The 17,847-nt window shown below is 38.9% G+C and carries 14 protein-coding genes; 12 read left to right on the forward strand and 2 right to left on the reverse strand.

Annotated elements, in window-relative coordinates:
- The first annotated feature begins 244 nt into the window (after nt 1-244).
- From FBF83_RS10220 to FBF83_RS10275, 12 genes are all read left to right on the forward strand, one after another.
- The gene (locus FBF83_RS10220; protein ID WP_136947044.1) at nt 245-1,024 is read left to right on the forward strand and encodes an ABC transporter permease; all 780 of its coding nucleotides are present in this window, start codon (nt 245-247) and stop codon (nt 1,022-1,024) included.
- Nucleotides 1,025-1,750 carry an ABC transporter ATP-binding protein gene (locus tag FBF83_RS10225; RefSeq protein ID WP_136947045.1) on the forward strand — a complete coding sequence of 242 codons (726 nt, stop codon included), beginning with the start codon at nt 1,025-1,027 and terminating at the stop codon, nt 1,748-1,750. It abuts the gene before it with no gap.
- Entirely contained in the window at nt 1,747-2,955 is a 1,209-nt protein-coding gene (locus tag FBF83_RS10230) for a glycosyltransferase (RefSeq protein ID WP_136947046.1), read from the forward strand. Before FBF83_RS10225 ends, FBF83_RS10230 begins: the two co-directional genes overlap by 4 nt.
- 59 nt (nt 2,956-3,014) lie before the next feature.
- Nucleotides 3,015-4,298: a nucleotide sugar dehydrogenase gene (locus FBF83_RS10235; protein WP_136947047.1), complete on the forward strand. Its 1,284-nt coding sequence runs from the start codon at nt 3,015-3,017 to the stop codon at nt 4,296-4,298.
- A 12-nt stretch (nt 4,299-4,310) separates the two neighbouring features.
- Nucleotides 4,311-5,681 carry a nucleotide sugar dehydrogenase gene (locus FBF83_RS10240; RefSeq protein WP_136947048.1) on the forward strand — a complete coding sequence of 457 codons (1,371 nt, stop codon included), beginning with the start codon at nt 4,311-4,313 and terminating at the stop codon, nt 5,679-5,681.
- Between the two features lie 23 nt (nt 5,682-5,704).
- Nucleotides 5,705-7,831 (forward strand): glycosyltransferase, encoded by a 2,127-nt coding sequence (locus tag FBF83_RS10245; protein WP_136947049.1) that lies wholly within the window; start codon nt 5,705-5,707, stop codon nt 7,829-7,831.
- A 26-nt stretch (nt 7,832-7,857) separates the two neighbouring features.
- Entirely contained in the window at nt 7,858-8,556 is a 699-nt protein-coding gene (locus tag FBF83_RS10250) for a glycosyltransferase (protein ID WP_169525347.1), read from the forward strand.
- A 345-nt stretch (nt 8,557-8,901) separates the two neighbouring features.
- Nucleotides 8,902-10,590, forward strand: a complete 1,689-nt coding sequence (locus FBF83_RS10255) for a methyltransferase domain-containing protein (RefSeq protein ID WP_169525350.1) — start codon at nt 8,902-8,904, stop codon at nt 10,588-10,590.
- The gene (locus FBF83_RS10260; protein WP_136947052.1) at nt 10,587-11,651 is read left to right on the forward strand and encodes a glycosyltransferase family 4 protein; all 1,065 of its coding nucleotides are present in this window, start codon (nt 10,587-10,589) and stop codon (nt 11,649-11,651) included. The genes FBF83_RS10255 and FBF83_RS10260 overlap by 4 nt, the downstream gene beginning before the upstream one ends.
- 589 nt (nt 11,652-12,240) lie before the next feature.
- Entirely contained in the window at nt 12,241-13,467 is a 1,227-nt protein-coding gene (locus tag FBF83_RS10265; RefSeq protein WP_136947053.1) for a glycosyltransferase family 4 protein, read from the forward strand.
- Nucleotides 13,464-14,582: a glycosyltransferase family 4 protein gene (locus tag FBF83_RS10270; protein ID WP_136947054.1), complete on the forward strand. Its 1,119-nt coding sequence runs from the start codon at nt 13,464-13,466 to the stop codon at nt 14,580-14,582. Before FBF83_RS10265 ends, FBF83_RS10270 begins: the two co-directional genes overlap by 4 nt.
- A gap of 41 nt (nt 14,583-14,623) precedes the next feature.
- On the forward strand, nt 14,624-15,589 hold the full coding sequence (locus FBF83_RS10275; RefSeq protein WP_136947055.1) for an LCP family protein: 966 nt from the start codon (nt 14,624-14,626) through the stop codon (nt 15,587-15,589).
- A 53-nt stretch (nt 15,590-15,642) separates the two neighbouring features.
- On the opposite strand, the gene FBF83_RS10280 is transcribed toward FBF83_RS10275, so the two are convergent.
- Nucleotides 15,643-16,722 carry a glycosyltransferase family 4 protein gene (locus FBF83_RS10280; RefSeq protein ID WP_136947056.1) on the reverse strand — a complete coding sequence of 360 codons (1,080 nt, stop codon included), beginning with the start codon at nt 16,720-16,722 and terminating at the stop codon, nt 15,643-15,645.
- Nucleotides 16,723-16,925: 203 nt separating this feature from the next.
- On the reverse strand, nt 16,926-17,558 hold the full coding sequence (locus tag FBF83_RS10285; protein WP_136947057.1) for a YigZ family protein: 633 nt from the start codon (nt 17,556-17,558) through the stop codon (nt 16,926-16,928).
- Nucleotides 17,559-17,847 lie beyond the last annotated feature (289 nt).

The raw sequence follows: 17,847 nt of genomic DNA on the forward strand, positions 1-17,847 counted from the left end.
TCAGGTTTAATTATGTAAGAATGAGTTGATGATTGCTACTATACGGAAACGTTAAGTTTTTGTAAATTACGGTTGGATATGGAGGTGTATTGACGAAAAAGTGTAGAGAAAATGCTGGTTCATCAGGGCTTTTCGATTAAAGTTGAGCCTTTTCTGTTTTAGTAGACGGTTTAAGTGTAATTATATAAAATATAACAAGACGTTTGTAACTATAAATGCAGTTAGATTAGGAGTTAAATGGCGAATGTTGAAAAAAATAATCAATGATTGGCGAAACAACAAAGATTTGCTTTATCATCTGACAGTTTCTGAACTGAAATCGAATACAGCAAGAACGTATCTCGGAACGTTATGGTGGATTGTTGATCCTATTCTATATATGGCGATCTATTACTTTCTGGTTGGCGTTATTTTAGATCGGGGCGGAGACGATTACGCTGTTTATCTATTCACTGGGTTAATTCCCCTTAAATGGGCAACCGCGTGTATGGTCGATGCAACTACAGCGATTTCGTCAAAAGCGAGAATTCTTCAGCAGGTATACGTGCCAAAGCTAACGTTTATTTTGGTTAGACTTGGCGTGAATACATTTAAGTTTCTTGTAAGTTCGATCATTATGATTTTATTCCTCTACTTTAGTGGAGTGGAATTAACCGTTAATGCGTTGAATTTCTTTATTTTAATCGTGTTTAACCTTCTTTTATTACTACCGATCATGATTATTATGGCTCACATTGGAGTGTACATGAAAGATATCAAGAATATGATGCAATACATTTCACGAACATTGCTTTATTTATCACCCGTTCTTTTCAGAATGGAAGATGTCCCTGAAAGACTGCGAGAGCTACTTTACTTAAATCCATTCACTAATTTTCTTGTTTCATACAGAAACATATTCTTATACAAGGGGCAACCGCTTTGGGACAACCTCTTCATTATATTAGCTATCTCATTAGTCCTGTTGTTTATTGGACTTCGCATTTTGAACAAATACGACAAACAATACGCTAAGGTGATTTAATTGAAAAAGGACATCATTGAACTTAATAACATATGGGTTTCGTATCCGGAGCACTCAGATAATCCAATTAAACAATTAATCAGCAAGGATAAAAAGCAGTTCTGGGCATTAAAAGGCCTTGATTTTACAGTCAAAAAGGGTGAAGTGCTCGGTATTATTGGACGGAATGGATCTGGTAAGAGTACTCTTTTGAAACTGATGAGTGGCTTAATAGAGCCTGATAAGGGTGATTACCACGTGGAAGGAAAGCGACCAATGTTACTTTCACTTGGGGCAGGATTTCAGCCCGAATTATCCGGGATAGAGAATATCTATCTTAATGCTCTTCTTTTAGGGAATCGCAAAAAGAAAATTGATGACAATCTCGAATCAATCATTGAGTTTTCAGAGTTAGATGATTTTATTTATAAGCCTGTCAGAACTTACTCGTCTGGGATGAAGGCTAGACTCGCCTTCTCAACTGCCATCATGCTTGATCCAGAAATTTTGTTGATAGATGAGGTTTTGGGCGTTGGTGATTCGGCATTTCAAAAGAAATGTAAGGATGCGATCTTAGAGAAAATTCAACAGGATCGGACAGTTATTCTTGTTACACACTCCTCAGGATTAGTAAAACAAATATGCGATCGCGTTGTGTGGATTCATCGGGGTGAACAGAAAGCTGTTGGAGATACGAAAGAGATCGTTGAGCAGTATGATGAATTTATGAAGGCTAAACGCAAATGAAGCAGATTCTTATGGTTTTGTTTAAAGACGTTGATTACGATGCGAGGGTTCAGCGTGAAGCGATTGCGCTTGCCGAAAGTGGTTATGGGGTGACACTCTGCTGCTTAAATGAGTACGACACGGAGCCCCCGTTCTTGCATGAATCGATTCACATTCACAAGTTATCGATCTCAACAAAGCAGGCAAAGAAAGGAATGACAAGCGGACCATCAAGAAAGCCCTCCCTCTTAACGAAAGTAGTGAGAAGTCCACTAATTAAGCTCGCTAAAGATCAGTATGCGGGTTATGAATTCTACACGAAAGTTAAGCAGGTGATGTTACCTCATCCAATTGATGCTGTTCACTGTCATGATTTAAATACGCTCCCTGCAGGTAAGCGATTGGCTGAGCATTTTAAATGTAAGTTAGTTTATGACTCGCATGAGCTATTTAACGAAATGACTGGACGAAATATGGTGGATCGACGCTACGGATACTTTATTGAAGGGAAACTGCTTAAACGAGTCGATCGGCTCATTTCCGTTAATCCATTTTTGTTAGATAAGTTCAAGAACCGGTATGGTGAATTGCCGCCTGCAATTCATTTGCAGAATATTCCGCTGTTACGTCACGAGAAGGAACGAAAGAATGATCATTATTTTCACCATCTATATGGATTAAGCACAGATAAAATTGTGCTTTTGTATCAAGGTGGCTTCTCAAAAAATAGAGGTATTGAGCTTTGTGTGAAAGCAATGAAGCAGCTGGATGAACAATATCACCTTGTGCTACTTGGTGATGGAGACATCAAAGGAGATCTTGAAGAACTAATTAAAGAAGAGCAGCTTCATTCTCGCGTGCACTTTCATCCTAAAGTATCTCCTGCAGAAATTCTGTCACTCACGAAAGAAGCGGATATCGGTCTCGTGATGTATGAAAATGTTAGTGAAAATAATTACTACTCGACACCGAACAAAATATTCGAATACATGCTTATGGGACTCCCGGTAGTATCTTCTAACCATCCGGGGAAAGCCTATTTACTAGAGGAATATGATTTTGGATTAGCCGTCAACGAAACGGAAGAGGCCATAGTTAGAGCAATCAAAGCGATTGGACAAAGAAAGGCTTACTATGTTCAAAAATGTCATGAAGCAAGTAAAGTGTTAAATTGGCCGAATGAATCACGCAAGCTCATTCAGATGTACAATGAGTTGCTTCATTAAATTGATACAAGTCGTGCGCTAATTCTGAAGTTGAGTACCGTAAGTGAGGAGTTGTAAAAATGAAACTTGTCGTAATGGGCTTAGGATACATTGGTTTACCTACTGCTGTGATGTTCGCAAAGCATGGCGTTCAGGTCCATGGTGTCGATATAAATGAGCAAGTAGTTGAGACGTTACAGAATAAGGCACTTCATATAGAAGAGCCTGGACTAGGTGATATGCTAGTTGAAGCGATTGATTCTGGTAACTTAACGTTTGGGACAACGCCGGTACCTGCAGATGGCTTTATTATTGCAGTTCCTACACCTGTTAATCCTGACAAAAGTGCAAACTTGAACTATGTTAGGTCAGCAACTGAGATGATTAATCCATTTCTAGAAAAGGGAAATCTTGTTGTTCTTGAATCAACGAGCCCACCTGGAACAACGTTAAAGGTTCTATCACCTATTCTTGAAGCGACAGGGCTAAAGGTAGGTAAGGATCTCCATGTAGCTTACTCTCCTGAACGCGTCTTACCAGGTAAGCTATTAGAGGAACTGGTGAATAACAACCGAATTGTCGGCGGAGTTAATGCTGAGTCAAGCATGAAAACAGAGCGAATTTACAAAATTTTTGTAAAAGGAATCGTGCATCAGACGGATGCTACAACGGCAGAAATGGTAAAATTAATGGAAAACACGTATCGTGATGTGAATATTGCACTTGCAAATGAGTTAGCGCGGATTGCAGAAACTGTTGGATGCGATATTTGGAAAGCTGTTGAATTAGCCAACTGTCACCCAAGAGTGAATGTGCATTCGCCTGGTCCTGGAGTTGGAGGCCACTGCATAGCAGTAGACCCCTGGTTTCTTGTTGAAGCGAGTCCTGAAGACGCGACGCTTATTAAAACAGCACGTTCCATTAATGATGGTGTTCCAGAAATTGTTGCACATCAAATCCAGGAGTGTATTCAGGGTATTGATAAACCGAAAGTTGCGCTACTTGGACTAGCTTATAAAGGCAACATTGGCGATGCACGTGAAAGTCCGTCGATTACTATTTTGCAACACTTAAACGAGATGGGAATTAGCTGCTCGGTTCATGATCCTTATGTGCTAGATAAACGAATTGATAACCAATGTGAAACAGTCGAACAAACTGTGCAAGATGCCGATTGTCTTGTGCTGTTGACGGATCACAATGAGTATAAAGAGCTTGATTTTAGAGCACTTGCGCCTCTCATGCGTCATGCTTTACTATACGATACTAAAAATATGATTGACAAAGAGAAGGCTGAAATTGCTGGCTTTCAGTATGAAAAAGTGGGGAAATCCCAAATAAACACGAATTTATTACATTTATAAAGGGTGAATGAGATGAAGGAATCTTTGTTAAATAAATTTGAAACAGGTAATGCGCGTGTTGGGGTTATTGGACTCGGATATGTAGGACTTCCGCTAGCTGTCGAAATGGCTCAAAAAGGCTTTGAAGTATATGGAATCGATGTATCTACAGAGAAAATGGACATTCTAAGTAAAGGGAAGAGTTACGTTATGGATATTTCCGATGAACAGGTTGAAGCCATCATCGGTAAAAACTTTTTCCCTGGGGATGATTTTTCAGTTATTTCGAAGCTTGATGCTGTAAGCATTTGTGTGCCTACACCGCTTGCGAAAACGAAAGAACCAGATGTTTCGTATATTAATGCTGTTGTAGAAAAATTAGTTGAGTATATGACAGAAGGAACACTTGTTGTTCTTGAAAGTACAACCTATCCCGGAACAACAGATGAGTTAATTAAAGCGGTCATTGAAGAACAAACTTCTTTCCGTGCTGGAGAAGATTTCTTCCTTTGTTTCTCACCTGAGCGTGTTGATCCAGGTAATCAGCAATTTAATACAAAGAACACACCAAAAGTACTTGGTGGCGCAACAAAGCCATGTCTTGAACTTGGTGTTGCTCTCTATAGCTCTTTCTTAGAAAACATCGTTCCTGTTAGCTCAACAAGCGTTGCAGAAATGGTGAAGCTACTTGAAAATACGTTCCGTAGTGTAAACATCGGACTAGTTAATGAACTTACTATGATGTGTGATCGAATGGGAATCAATGCTTGGGAAGTAATTGATGCTGCAGCAACTAAACCGTTCGGTTATATGCCGTTTTATCCTGGTCCAGGAATTGGTGGACACTGTATTCCGCTTGATCCAGCTTACCTTTCTTGGAAAGCAAAAATGTTCAACTTCTACAATCGATTCATTGAGCTTGCAAGTGATGTAAATGGGAATATGCCAAGGTACGCACTTAATCAGGCAGCAGATATATTGAACGATAATGAAAAGTCCATTAAAGGCTCTAAAATCTTTATCCTTGGTATGGCTTATAAGAAAAATATTGATGATCTTCGTGAATCTCCTGCACTTGAAATTTATCGCCTTCTTGAAGATAAAGGGGCTCATGTGTACTATCATGATCCGTTTGTTTCTAGCTTCAAGAATGGTGATGAAGTGGTTTATTCCGTTGAGCTCGACGACCAGAATCTAGATGACGCTGATTTGGTAGTTATTGCAACTGACCATACACCAGTTGATTATGATTATGTGATTAGCCGTTCTAAGCTCATTTATGATACACGGAATGTGACGAAGAACTATAAAGATTCGAATGGTAAAGTAACGCTCTTAGGCGGACAGCAGAACTTTGATTTACCTACGAATGTTGAAGAAAATTCAAGCGTCAATCCAAAGTAATTGAAGTAAAAGGAGAATTCTGAATGAATTTTGATGTTAGCCCATTTTATATAGAAAATATCGAAGTTTCTATTAATGAGGGTAGCTTAAATAATAAATTGTTTTCACACGGGAAAAAAGCAAATTCCCTTCTTGTTCTTTCTGGAAATGGGGAAACACAATCTTCACTGGAACTTGCAAAGCTTGATCAAAAGGTCATTGAGATCGTTCGTTATGATGAGGAACTGCAATCAAAAAGTGAAGCTTATCGTACTTTACCTCGTGAGCTTCAGGAGAACTTAACACTTCAGCAGATTAATTTCTATCAGCCTGAAGAGCTTCGTTCGTACAAGTCAGAAATGGTTATTCTAGAAGGAGCGTTCACAAAGCGCTTCTTCGAAGAAGCTTTCCTTAAAGGTGTTCATACTTTAATTGCCAATGAATTGAACGGTGCACTTGCAGTGAAATTACCTTTGAATGCTGATGTAACTGAAGACATTTCCGAAGTTGTACTCTGCTTAAATCAGTTTTTTGTAGCAACTTCAATGGGCTTCGAAGATGATTATTTCTACTTCTTTGGTGAACCAAGAACAGTGCTTACAGAAGACCGAATTAAGCAAGAAGTGACAAGCGACCTGCTTGCATCCATTCTCAAATTGGAGAAAGCACTTCAAAAGTTAAATGTGAGCGATCAGGAAGTACGCGGGAATATTGAAGAAGAGGAAGAGGATGCTATTGCAAAAGCTGTAGCGAACCAAAATCTTAATCAAGTGATTGAACAGCAATTTAAGATACGCAAACTCAACGAGCAGTTGAAAAGTGTGACAAATGAGTCGAAAAAGAAAGATAAGCAGCTTGCGTTAGTAACAAGGAAATACAATAGAGCTCAGCATATTGTGAATCATATAAATTCCAATGCTTCTGCAAGGTATTTAATTGGTGATGCCGTTATGGGATCTTCCAAGTCTTTTGGACGAGCTATTCGTCTTCCGAGGCGCTTGTTACAAATTTATCGTGATGCGAAGAATGGTAAATTAGGTCGTATTAAAAACGGAACAGGTTCGTTTGAAGTTGAACCGATTGATGATGGCAATGCGATTCTTTTTGTTCCTACAAACGGAGCAGGTCTAGGGCATTTAACTCGTTTGCTGGCGATTGCAAGGCGAGTGAAACGAATTGATCCTTCAAAGAAAATCATTTTCCACACAACAAGTTCTGCTATGCACTTAATTCTACAGGAAGGTTTTCTCGGGTACCATTTACCTTCCAAGATGCTATTTCCAAAGGAAATGAGTGCGAAACAATGGAATGGTATGCTGCGTGACCATCTTGAAACAGTTATTAGTATTCACCAACCAGAAACAATTGTGTTTGATGGGGCATTCCCATATGCAGGTCTTGTAGCTTCGATGCGTAAAAAAGATGGTCTAAGAAAGATCTGGGTGAAACGAGGTCAGCATAAAGAAGGTAAGGCAGAGCTAGTTGAATCGAAGGAAAGTGAATTCGACGAAGTGTATGTACCTGGTGAAGCTGGTGGGGAAAACAGTCTCCGTAAAGAAGGTATGAAAACATACTGTGAGCCAGTTCTTTATCTTGATCGAGAAGAGCTCAAAGACCGTGAAAGTGTTCGTCGTCAGTGGAATATTCCTGAAGGCATGAAGATGGTTTACGTACAGCTTGGTGCAGGTAAAATCAACGACATTCATTCCACCATTTCAATTTTGCTCAATGAGCTACTGAAGAGAGAAGATGTCTTTGTTGTAATCGGTGAATCCATTATTGGCAACCGGATGGATCTTAAGATGGATCGTGTCCTCACACTAAGGGATTATCCGAACTCAATTTATTTCAATGCATTTGACTTAATTGTTACAGCGACTGGTTACAACACGTTCCATGAAGTGATGTACTTTGGAGTTCCTTCTATCTTAATTCCAAATGAAAACACCAAGACAGATGACCAAGTAGCTAGAGCAAACATTGCAGGAAATGCTGGGGCGGCAATTGTGTTAAGAGACCCAGGTGCTTCTGACTTTGAACAGGCGATTGAAAAAGCGTTAGATGAAGACAACAATCGCGACATGAGAAGGAATGCTCTTGCCCTTATGAAAGAAAATGGGGCACAGCAAATGGCTGAAATGATCGTGGCAAATGTTGTAGCAAACAACTAGAATATTTTTTTGGGAGAGTGATGATGGTGAAACGTAAGATTTTAGTACCAATCGCATTTAATAATTGGGCGTTAACTGATGTGAATGACAACCGTTTGACGAAGGAATGGATTGACCATCGCATGGGGATCTTTATGAAATATACGTGTAGAAGTCTTAAAGCGCAAACGAATCAAGACTTCACTACGATCCTTCAATATGATCAGCGCTCAGAAGAACATGTATTGAACGCTCTTAAACAGCATGATCCACTTCCAGAAAACATTAAGTTTGTGCCTAAGAATGCTTATAACAAAACACTTGAACGAGAAATTCAGGATTATGATGAAGTGTATTTTGCACGAATTGATTCGGATGATATGTACCATAAAGGTTACTTTGAGTTTCTTAAGAATCACCAGCCACAGGAAGATACTGAAGCTCTCATCAATCAGTATGGCTACTTCTATGACGAGTATTCAGATAAAGTGGCGACTGCAAAGATTCAGTCTCCTCCTTTCTACACTTTAATTTATAATGTAGCTGAGTATCTTGAAGGAAAGCGCCACCCTGTAAAAGGTCATCTTTCCGTTCATAGTTTAAATCATGAATTGTTAGAGCCGAGAAACTATGTGCAAGTGATCCACTCCAACAATATGTCGACTTCATTTGAGAATAGATACATTGATGGACTGATTGAAGATGAGAATGAGAAAAATCAAATTCTCAGTAATTTTTGGGGATAAATCCTTCATAAAGAGAGAGCTGTCGGATCGATATTCCGGCAGCTTTTTCAATCATTCAAGTCATTCGTTTAACGAATTAGGATACTAGCCTTTTTAGAACATCCTGAATCATATATAATGCTAATAAATGGTATTCAATTAATAAGGCTGTTTTCGTAGACATTGTTGCTTTAGCGATAAGAGTAGCGGTTGATTTGCGCGCAAGGAGGCTCACCACAGGAGTCGAGCGCCGCTCCAATCAGCTAAGTGTGTGATTTTTTTACAAGACCTCTTTCAAAAACAACAACCTTTTACAAAAGAGCCATTAATAAACTGCAGTTGCAGTAAAATCAGGAGAATGTGATGTTGAAAAATCAGTTAGAACACCTGAAAAGTGAACGTCTTTCGTTACCTAAATCTCAAATAGCCCGGCTAAAATGGTGTGGCTCTAGAGCGTCAGGTCGTCATATCCTCCAAATTAGTCAGTCACCAGGGATATTGTCCCTTATTAATAAAGATGATGATTTAGATATGGTTAATCTAATAGAATCAGCTCACAATGGGATTATTGAGAAGTCATTTGGCTCTTGTTCGTCTTTTTGGACAGGAAACTTATCACATGACATTTCTTTTCCTGCAAACTATTTTGATACGGTTATCCTTGATGAACATCTCGAGGTTATGATGGAAACTAAGGTCATGGAGAATGTAAAAAGACTACTTAAACCGAACGGAAAGATAATTCTTACTCAAAAACTTGAAAAAGCACTTCATTTAACGAAGCAATGGACGTCTCTTCTTACTACTTTCGAAGAACTTGATAAACGTGTTGACTCGGATTATGTAAGCTGGGTTGGGAGAAACGCAGATCCAACTGAAACAGAAGTAAGAGTAGAGCACATCCTAAGCGAAATAAGAGAGCAGATCAACCAAACGAATAAAGAGCTAGAAGATAAGATTCAACAAGCACTTCAACTTAAAAAGGAAGCTGAGTTAGCACGGTTAGAAGAAGAAAGTAAGCTTAAGATGAGTATTCCGTTTATGAGGAAAAAACAGCAAGACCGAATTGAGTTGATGGAGCTTACCAATAAGGAAAAACTAGAACTTATTCCTCAATCAAAAGAAGTCAATATACATACGAAAGCAATTGAACAACGTATATTAGTATCTAAGTACTTCAGCCAACAGAACGTTACAATTGTGCTAGGTGAAACAGAATACTATCGTGACAGTAGTTTGAAATTCTCCCATCAACTAACACGCTCTTTCCTGAATAAAGAATCTCATGTTATTTATGTTTCTACTGAAGACCATCACAGTATACAACCAGTTTTTAATGGATCAACTGGTTTATGGCAAATCACCAAGAAAGATTTCTGGGAACTGGTTCCTTTCTTTAATCAGCCGACTTTAGTTATAACAGAACCAGATCTTCATCTATCAAAGAAAATAGGCAGACTACAATGGAAAAGATGGAACATCTACTACTTTAATGTATCAAGTGTACCTTCTAAGCGTGAAGCCCACTCATTTTTAATCAACACGCTTAGTCCAAAGAGCTTTATCGCTGGAATGGGGAGTAGGTCTCCTTTTAGTGCAATAGAAAAAAGTCGCCTTCCGAAATATAGCGGTAATTCTGAGACTACAAAAAGGATCGTAGGTTTTATTGGCGATTTGGATGTTGGTAATGTTAATTACAACATCATAAAGCAATTGCTAGTGGCAAATGCAGATCTAACCATTGAACTAATCGGCTACAATGTTCCTGAAACGAAGCCAATTCGCTCAAGCAGATTGAAGATTCGAGAATACACTCATTATGATGAAGTGACGAAGCGAATACAAAGGTGGATGGGTGGCATAGTGCCTCTTCATGATCAGGGTCAAATGACGGCTATGCAGTTGATGAATGCCATTGGATTACCTATTTATGATATCAAGGATTGGAATCATTTCATTCAGGAGAGTGCTTTTTTACCTTCAACGAACACTGAAACAATGGCTGATGTATTAGAGCAATGTCTCCATTCAGGTGAAAGGGGGGACAATCTATGAAAATACTATATATCTATCGCTATTTACTCCTTGGCGGTGTAACGACGCAACTAGCCAACAGACTTGGCTTCTTACGAGGTGTTAGCGATCCTCACTTTATCTTTTTATCAGATCATGGGGGACGAACGGCTTTTGGAAATTATGAGAAATTAAAGGTTCTGTCAGAGCCGGCTCCTATATACGAGTATATTAACGAGCATCAATTTGATTTAATTATTGCCATTGATACGAAAGAAATAACGGACTACTTAATTGAAAAGCAGTGTCAAACACCAATTATCCAGGAAGTTCACGGTATTTCATATAAACTTAACTACTTAGTCGAGGAAGATTCAAGTGATTTTCAAGGGTATATCGTACCTTCATCGTTTAGTAAAGAGCGAATTATAGAAGACTATCAGGCCCCTGAGGACAAGACCTATGTGATTCCGAATTGCCTAGATACGACTCTCTTTACTCCTAAGCAGACAGAACTAATCACCAATAAGAAAATTATTTGTTGGGTAGGAAAATTAAATGATCATAAGAATTGGATTGGGTTTCTAGACCTGGCGGAAAAACTGGCTCAAGTTCGCGATGACTGCGTGTTCTGGATTGTGGGTGGTGAGACGGCTTCAATGAAAGCAACAAAGCATTTCCTTGATGAAGCAAATAAGCGTACGGTGAGTATTAACTGGATTGACCGTATGGAGTATAGTGAAATGCCTGAACTCTATTCTATGGTCGCGCAAAGTGGAGGCTGTACAGTTAGTACTTCTAAAGGAGAATCCTTTGGAATGAGCTTAATTGAAGCAATGGCATGTGGCTGCCCAGCAGTAGCGCCAACTGTTGGCGCCATTCCTGAGATTTATACGGAAACGCTCGAACGGCTAACTTATGAACTCCACGATATCAATTCTTGTGCAACGATTGTTAGTCGTCTTCTTGATGACCCTAATGAAAGAAGTGTACAAATTGAGAATGGCATGACCAAAGTACGTACAAATTATTCTATAGAACGTGTGGTTTCCCGCTATTATGAATTACTTCATAAGCTAACCAAAACGCAAGAAATCTGGTGACTTCACCAGATTTCTTCTTTTGGTATGGCTCTGTTCTAATAGATTGTTTCTTTTAAAATTGGTTTTTTATTAAAGAGCAACAGTTCGGTAATTGGAGCGGAAGGATGCTCGACTCCTGCGGGACTAGCGGGACAGGTGAGACCCCACAGGCACGCCTAATCGTGCCGAAGAGACTCACTGCCCGTCTTGTGGAAAGTTAAGCATTCCAGAGTGGAATTATGCCCTCATTTATATGAATAATGTCTATGAAAAGAGTATCTCAAAAAGATTTAGTTTTGAAATTGGTTTTTATTGAAGAGCGACACATAGCTAATTGAAGCGGAAGGATGCTCGACTCCTGCGGGACTAGCGGGACAGGTGAGACCCCACAGGCACGCCCAAGCGTGCCGAGGAGGCTCACCGCCCGCCCCGCGGAAAGCGAGCATCCTGGAGCGGAAATTAACTCACACTTATCAATTGTTAACGAGCTGTAAATTTTCCTTTACAGCTTCAATGGTTTCAGTAATCAACTTTTCATTCGAATCCTAACGAAGTATAATGAAAGAAGTGTTTTAATGTCGTATTCTTGTTAAGAGGGAAAGGATTTATTATGAAGATTTTATATATATCTCAACATTTCCCCCCGGAGATTGGTGCAGCACAAGCGCGTGCTTATGATATGTCAATGAATTTAGTAGAAGAAGGCTGTGATGTAACGGTTGTTACTGCTTTTCCTAATCACATTTCTTCTAGAAAATTCATCAAATCCAGCAAACATCTTGGTTTGAACGTTATTCGTTCTTTTGTCGTACAAGATACGAAAAAAAGTACGCTACGTAGAATGCTGAACTATTTATCGTTTATGGTGACGTCCATTCTTTCGGGTTTATTTGTAAGTAAGCCTGACGTTGTTTTTGCTACGACGCCTCAGCTTTTTGCTGGATTATCCGGATATGTATTAAGCAAACTGAAACGTGCAAAGTTTGTCATTGAAGTCAGAGATCTATGGGTCGATTTTGCAGAGGTTTTAAACCAGATTAATAATAAAAAGTTATTAAAGCTTGCGCGAAAGCTTGAGTGGTTCCTGTTTAACCAGGCAGATCACATTATTGTTGTGACTCATGGTTACAAGAGCTATCTTGTTGAAAAGGGCATAGCTCCGGACAAAATAGATGTGATTACAAATGGTGTAAACCCTGAAGAAACGGGTGAACTCTTGCCTGAAGAAGGAAGAACAATTCGGAGTGAGTATGGATTAGAAGATCAATTTATTATTCTTTATGCAGGAAATATGGGGATTGCACAGGGACTGTACACGGTTCTCGAAGCAGCTGAGCGTCTTAAACAACACCATTCCATTACGTTTGTACTAATTGGAGAAGGTGCTGAGAAAGAACGATTGAAGACTTACAAAGCTGAACGAGAGCTTCAGAATGTATTAATCCTGGATAGCCGAGCAAAACAGGAGCTTAATGGCTTTTATGCAGCAGCAGATCTTTGTTTAGTGATCTTGAAAAATCATCCTCTTTTCGACATCACAATACCATCTAAATTATTTGATTGTCTTGCAATGAATAAGCCTGTTCTTCTAGGAATCGGTGGCGAATCAAAGGATATTGTGAAAAGCTTAAATGCAGGCTTATTTTTTGAACCAGAAAATGCTGAGTCGCTTGCTAATGTCGTTATTGAAGCGGCTTCCAACCCTGAAATCATGGACCTGCTTGAAAAAGACGTAAGGAGCAAAATGCTCTTAAGGTATAACCGACAGGAGCTATCTAAGAACTTAGCAAAATTACTGCAATCTACTCTCTATAGTGTAAAAGGTTGGTCACAATGAAAAAAGTGTGTGTCATTACGTCGATCCATTCACCATATGATGGACGTATTTATCATAAGCAGTGCAAAAGTTTAAAAAGAGCAGGTTACGATGTTGTTCTCATTGCTCCTGAACCAGAAGTTCAGGAGTCTGAGGACATTCCCCTCATCACTTTTAAGCGTCCTTCAAGTATTAAAGAACGAATCTTGTCGACTCTTCATCTTTATAAATTAGCCAAAAATACAAAAGCGGACATCTACCATTTTCATGATCCGGAGCTTATGATTGTCGGCGTATTGATTGAAATGTTTCTTAAGAAGCCCGTTATTTATGATGTTCATGAACACTACCCCAATACAATTATGGGAAGGGAGTATATTCCTTCGATCATTAAAGTGCCGATGAAATTTGTTTATATTGCAATAGAAAAGCTGGCGCTTATGAAAATAAGCGGTGTAATTTATACAACGGAAGAAATCGGTCATCGTTATTCGACGTACAATGGATGCAAAATAGAGAATTATCCACTTAAAGAAATGTTTCCAGAAGGAAAAAGAGAGAAGGATCCGGATCAACTTATTTATTTAGGTGGAATCACAAAAATCAGAGGTGTACTTGAGCTTTTAAATGGCTTTAGTCAAGCTGTCGACAAAGCTCCTCAAGCAAGGCTTCTTTTTCTAGGGAGTTTTGAATCTGATGCGTTTAAAGAAGAAGTATACAATCTAATTGCTGAAAAGGGGATTGAAGAGAATGTAACCTTCATAAGCAGGGTACCCTACGAACAAATATCCTCCTATGTTGATCGCTCATCAATTGGTATTCTTCCATATTTGCCATATCCTAATCACCTTGTAGCGCTACCTAACAAGTTATTTGAATACATGGCGGCAAGCAATGCGATTATTGCTTCACACTTTCCGCATTATAAGAAGGTGATTGAGAATAGTCGTGGTGGACTTGTCATTGATCCTGAAGATTCAGCAGACATTGCGGCGAAAATTACACAACTATTAAATCAACCTAACGAAACGGCAGAACTCGGCGAAAACGCTAGAAAAGCCTTTGAAAATAAGTATAATTGGTCATGCGAAGAAAAAAAACTGCTTGAATTTTACCATACTTTGTTACGAAGGTAACGGTAAAGAATGAGAAGTTTGGAAAAAGCGGGGAATTAATAATGAAAAAGAAGCAATCAAGAATGAGAAGAAGGCGAAAAAAAAGTTTTTTTCGCAGGCTTTTAACCTTTGTACTTCTCGTTGTTCTAATTCTTATCGGATATGGCGCATATCTTGCTTATAACGCATATGATGCTGCTTCAGGCTCCTACCAGGGGCTCTCAAGAGGCGAAAAATCAGCTTTACGAGATGCACAGGTCGCAGTTACGAAAGACCCTATATCCATTCTTATTATGGGTATTGAAGACTACTCAACCGGCGGCGAGAATGGACGAACAGATACGTTGATGGTCGCAACAATCGATCCAGATACGAAAAAAGTAAAATTACTAAGTATTCCTCGCGATTCTAGAGTACAAATCGTAGGTAAGGGAATCGAAGATAAAATTACTCATGCCCACGCTTATGGTGGAACCGAAATGACAATAAACACAGTAGAGAACTTTCTAAACATACCAATTGATTATTATGTAAAAGTAAACTTCGAAGGATTTAAAGATGTAATTGATGAAATCGGAGGGATCACTGTTGACGTTCCATTCGACTTCATTGCCCACACAGATGTACCAGGTGGAAGAGCAGAGTTCAAGGAAGGTCCAATGACTCTTGATGGAACGGAAGCATTAGCATATGCGAGAATGCGGAAAAGTGATCCACGAGGCGATTTCGGAAGAAGTGATCGCCAGAAACAAGTGATTAAAGCTGCGATGGATGAAGTTTCTTCAGCTTCCGGTCTAATGAAGCTAGATGATATCGCACAGCATATCGGGAACAACATTGAAACGAATCTCAAACCAACTGAATTGTTTGCTTTGCAAAAAGCCTACTCAGGTGTTAGCTCATCCAACATTGAAAGCCTTACATTCGATGGAACGGATCAAAGAGTAAATGGTGTGTATTACTTCATCCCAACTGATGAGAGTATTGCTTCAGTAAGTCAGGAGCTAAACGCAATTCTTACACAGTAAGACCTTTCAAAAAGGCAATAGAAAAAAAGCATCCGCACATGTGCGGATGCTTTTTAACGTTTCATCGTGCTCGTAAAGATCAAAATCTTCTTTAGAGTATTTATGAGTGGTTTACGTTGATTTCCGATTACACCGATAAGTTCAGCAGTAAACTGGATAACAACTAAAAGTAAGATTAGCAAGAAGAGTGATCCCCAAAGTGTAGATGCCGAGAAAAGAATGGCCGTTATTCCAAAGAAAAAACTCAGTAGATAAATGATAATGACCGTAGATTGATGTGAAAAACCGATTGCTAATAAACAATGGTGAATGTGAAATTTATCTGGAGTTGATATTTTTTGCTTTTTCATAACTCTTCTTATGATAGCGAAGAATGTATCAAATATAGGAACTGCGAGAATAATGACGGGTATAATAAGGCTGAATACTGTAACGCTTTTGAATAATCCTAGCATCGATATGACCGATATAGAAAAACCAAGGAAAAGCGCTCCGGTGTCTCCCATGAAAATACTGGCCGGGTGAAAATTAAAGATCAAAAATCCGAGCGTACTGCCAATAAGGATCACAGCAAGAGCAATAACAACTAACTGTTGATCGAGTACAGCCATGGTTAAAATCGATCCTATAGCAATCGTAGATACGCCTGCTGCTAATCCGTCCAAACCATCAATTAAATTAATGGAGTTCGTGACTCCTACAATCCAGAGAACGGTAATGATGAAGCTCATAAAGCCAAATTCAATTCGACCAACGAATGGAAGTGAAACGAACTCGACTTGAAGTCCTGAGGTTGCAACGATAACAGCTGCAATAATTTGACCAATTAGTTTTACTTTGGGTGAAATAACAAATCTATCATCAAAGACACCAAGGACAATAATAAGTGTTCCAGCAATAACGATCTCCGTCATATACGGTGAATAAGGCATGAGGTAAAGAAATCCTGCTGCTGTACCGGCGAAAATAGCAAGACCGCCAGCTGAAGGCATGAGACCTTTATGAACCTTACGTTGATTTGGATTATCAGCAATTTTAAATTTAAGTGATAAATATTTAACAATAGGTGTAGCAATGATTGCAACTCCTATTGAGATTAAGAACGCAATAATATATTCCGTTAACGAATACAATGAAATCCCCCTCTAACTGAGGAATAGTAACTCATTCCTTCCATATCATATCAAAATAAGTAGTTATTGCAAGATGTTTCTTGTGGTCCTTTTTACCGAAATTCGTCAATTAACTACTAGTTTCCCCTGATAGTGGACTTTCATGTTGAAATACAGCGATTCATTTAATTCCCAGTACCCTTTTCTGTTAAGACGTAACCATTTTAGACATCATATTCATTATATAATTGCCCGTCCTCAATGATTGTGGCTTGGCCACTTGTAAGGTTTGTCATCCACTCTCGAAAAGTATCTTCAGAACCGCTTTCTACAAATGTAATGACTTGGACTTGCTCTAAATAATGAATATCGTCTAATAAATAATTCGATGACCGAATTTCATTTTCGACTTTGCCTAATAAAGTATAATCAATCTTTGTAATCATCCTTGTCATTAGCTTGCGTTCGACAATACCTGTTTCGTTAAGACCTTCTGAAACAGACTGTCCATATGCTCGTATTAATCCACCGGCTCCAAGTTTGATTCCTCCGAAATATCGGGTAACAACAACAGTAGTATCTTTTAGATGACGTTTTTTCAATACTTCAAGCATGGGTACGCCCGCTGTACCTGAAGGTTCGCCATCATCATTAGCTTTTTGTATAAGATCATGCTCACCGATTAAATAAGCAGAGCAATTGTGTGTCGCGTTGTGATGGGTTTTTTTGATCGATTGAATAAAATCTTGAGCTTCTTCTTCTGTTGTTGTTCTTTTCACATGAGCAATAAAACGTGATTTCTGTATCACAATTTCATTTTCTCCATCGCCTTTGACGGTGTAATATGAAGTGAGCATGTTGAAACCCTCCAGATAATCCTTGAACATTACTATGAATGAAAGGGATTTGTTTGTTATCATCGAATACTACATAATTAAAGGTTATCTATAATGAATAAGAATAGGCTATTTTCGTAGACATTGTTGCTATAGCAGGTTAATTTCCGCTCCTGCCCGCTAGTCCCGCAGGAGTCGAGCATCCTTCCGCTACAATTAGCGAAGTGTGGTTTTTTATTCAATAATAAAGACCGACATGTGTCTTTCTTATTATAAGTGCCTGAAATAAATCCATCAAATATATATCCTC

The sequence above is a fragment of the Guptibacillus hwajinpoensis genome (assembly GCF_005144865.1).
Classification (GTDB): Bacteria; Bacillota; Bacilli; order Bacillales; family Guptibacillaceae; genus Guptibacillus; species Guptibacillus hwajinpoensis_A.

What these genes read in the sequence shown, in the direction of transcription:
- FBF83_RS10220 (WP_136947044.1), top strand. Translation starts at nt 245, where the DNA reads ATGTTGAAAAAAATAATCAATGATTGGCGAAACAACAAAGATTTGCTT.
- FBF83_RS10230 (WP_136947046.1), top strand. Translation starts at nt 1,747, where the DNA reads ATGAAGCAGATTCTTATGGTTTTGTTTAAAGACGTTGATTACGATGCG.
- FBF83_RS10235 (WP_136947047.1), top strand. Translation starts at nt 3,015, where the DNA reads ATGAAACTTGTCGTAATGGGCTTAGGATACATTGGTTTACCTACTGCT.
- FBF83_RS10240 (WP_136947048.1), top strand. Translation starts at nt 4,311, where the DNA reads ATGAAGGAATCTTTGTTAAATAAATTTGAAACAGGTAATGCGCGTGTT.
- FBF83_RS10245 (WP_136947049.1), top strand. Translation starts at nt 5,705, where the DNA reads ATGAATTTTGATGTTAGCCCATTTTATATAGAAAATATCGAAGTTTCT.
- FBF83_RS10260 (WP_136947052.1), top strand. Translation starts at nt 10,587, where the DNA reads ATGAAAATACTATATATCTATCGCTATTTACTCCTTGGCGGTGTAACG.
- FBF83_RS10265 (WP_136947053.1), top strand. Translation starts at nt 12,241, where the DNA reads ATGAAGATTTTATATATATCTCAACATTTCCCCCCGGAGATTGGTGCA.
- FBF83_RS10270 (WP_136947054.1), top strand. Translation starts at nt 13,464, where the DNA reads ATGAAAAAAGTGTGTGTCATTACGTCGATCCATTCACCATATGATGGA.
- FBF83_RS10275 (WP_136947055.1), top strand. Translation starts at nt 14,624, where the DNA reads ATGAAAAAGAAGCAATCAAGAATGAGAAGAAGGCGAAAAAAAAGTTTT.
- FBF83_RS10285 (WP_136947057.1), bottom strand. Translation starts at nt 17,558, where the DNA reads ATGCTCACTTCATATTACACCGTCAAAGGCGATGGAGAAAATGAAATT.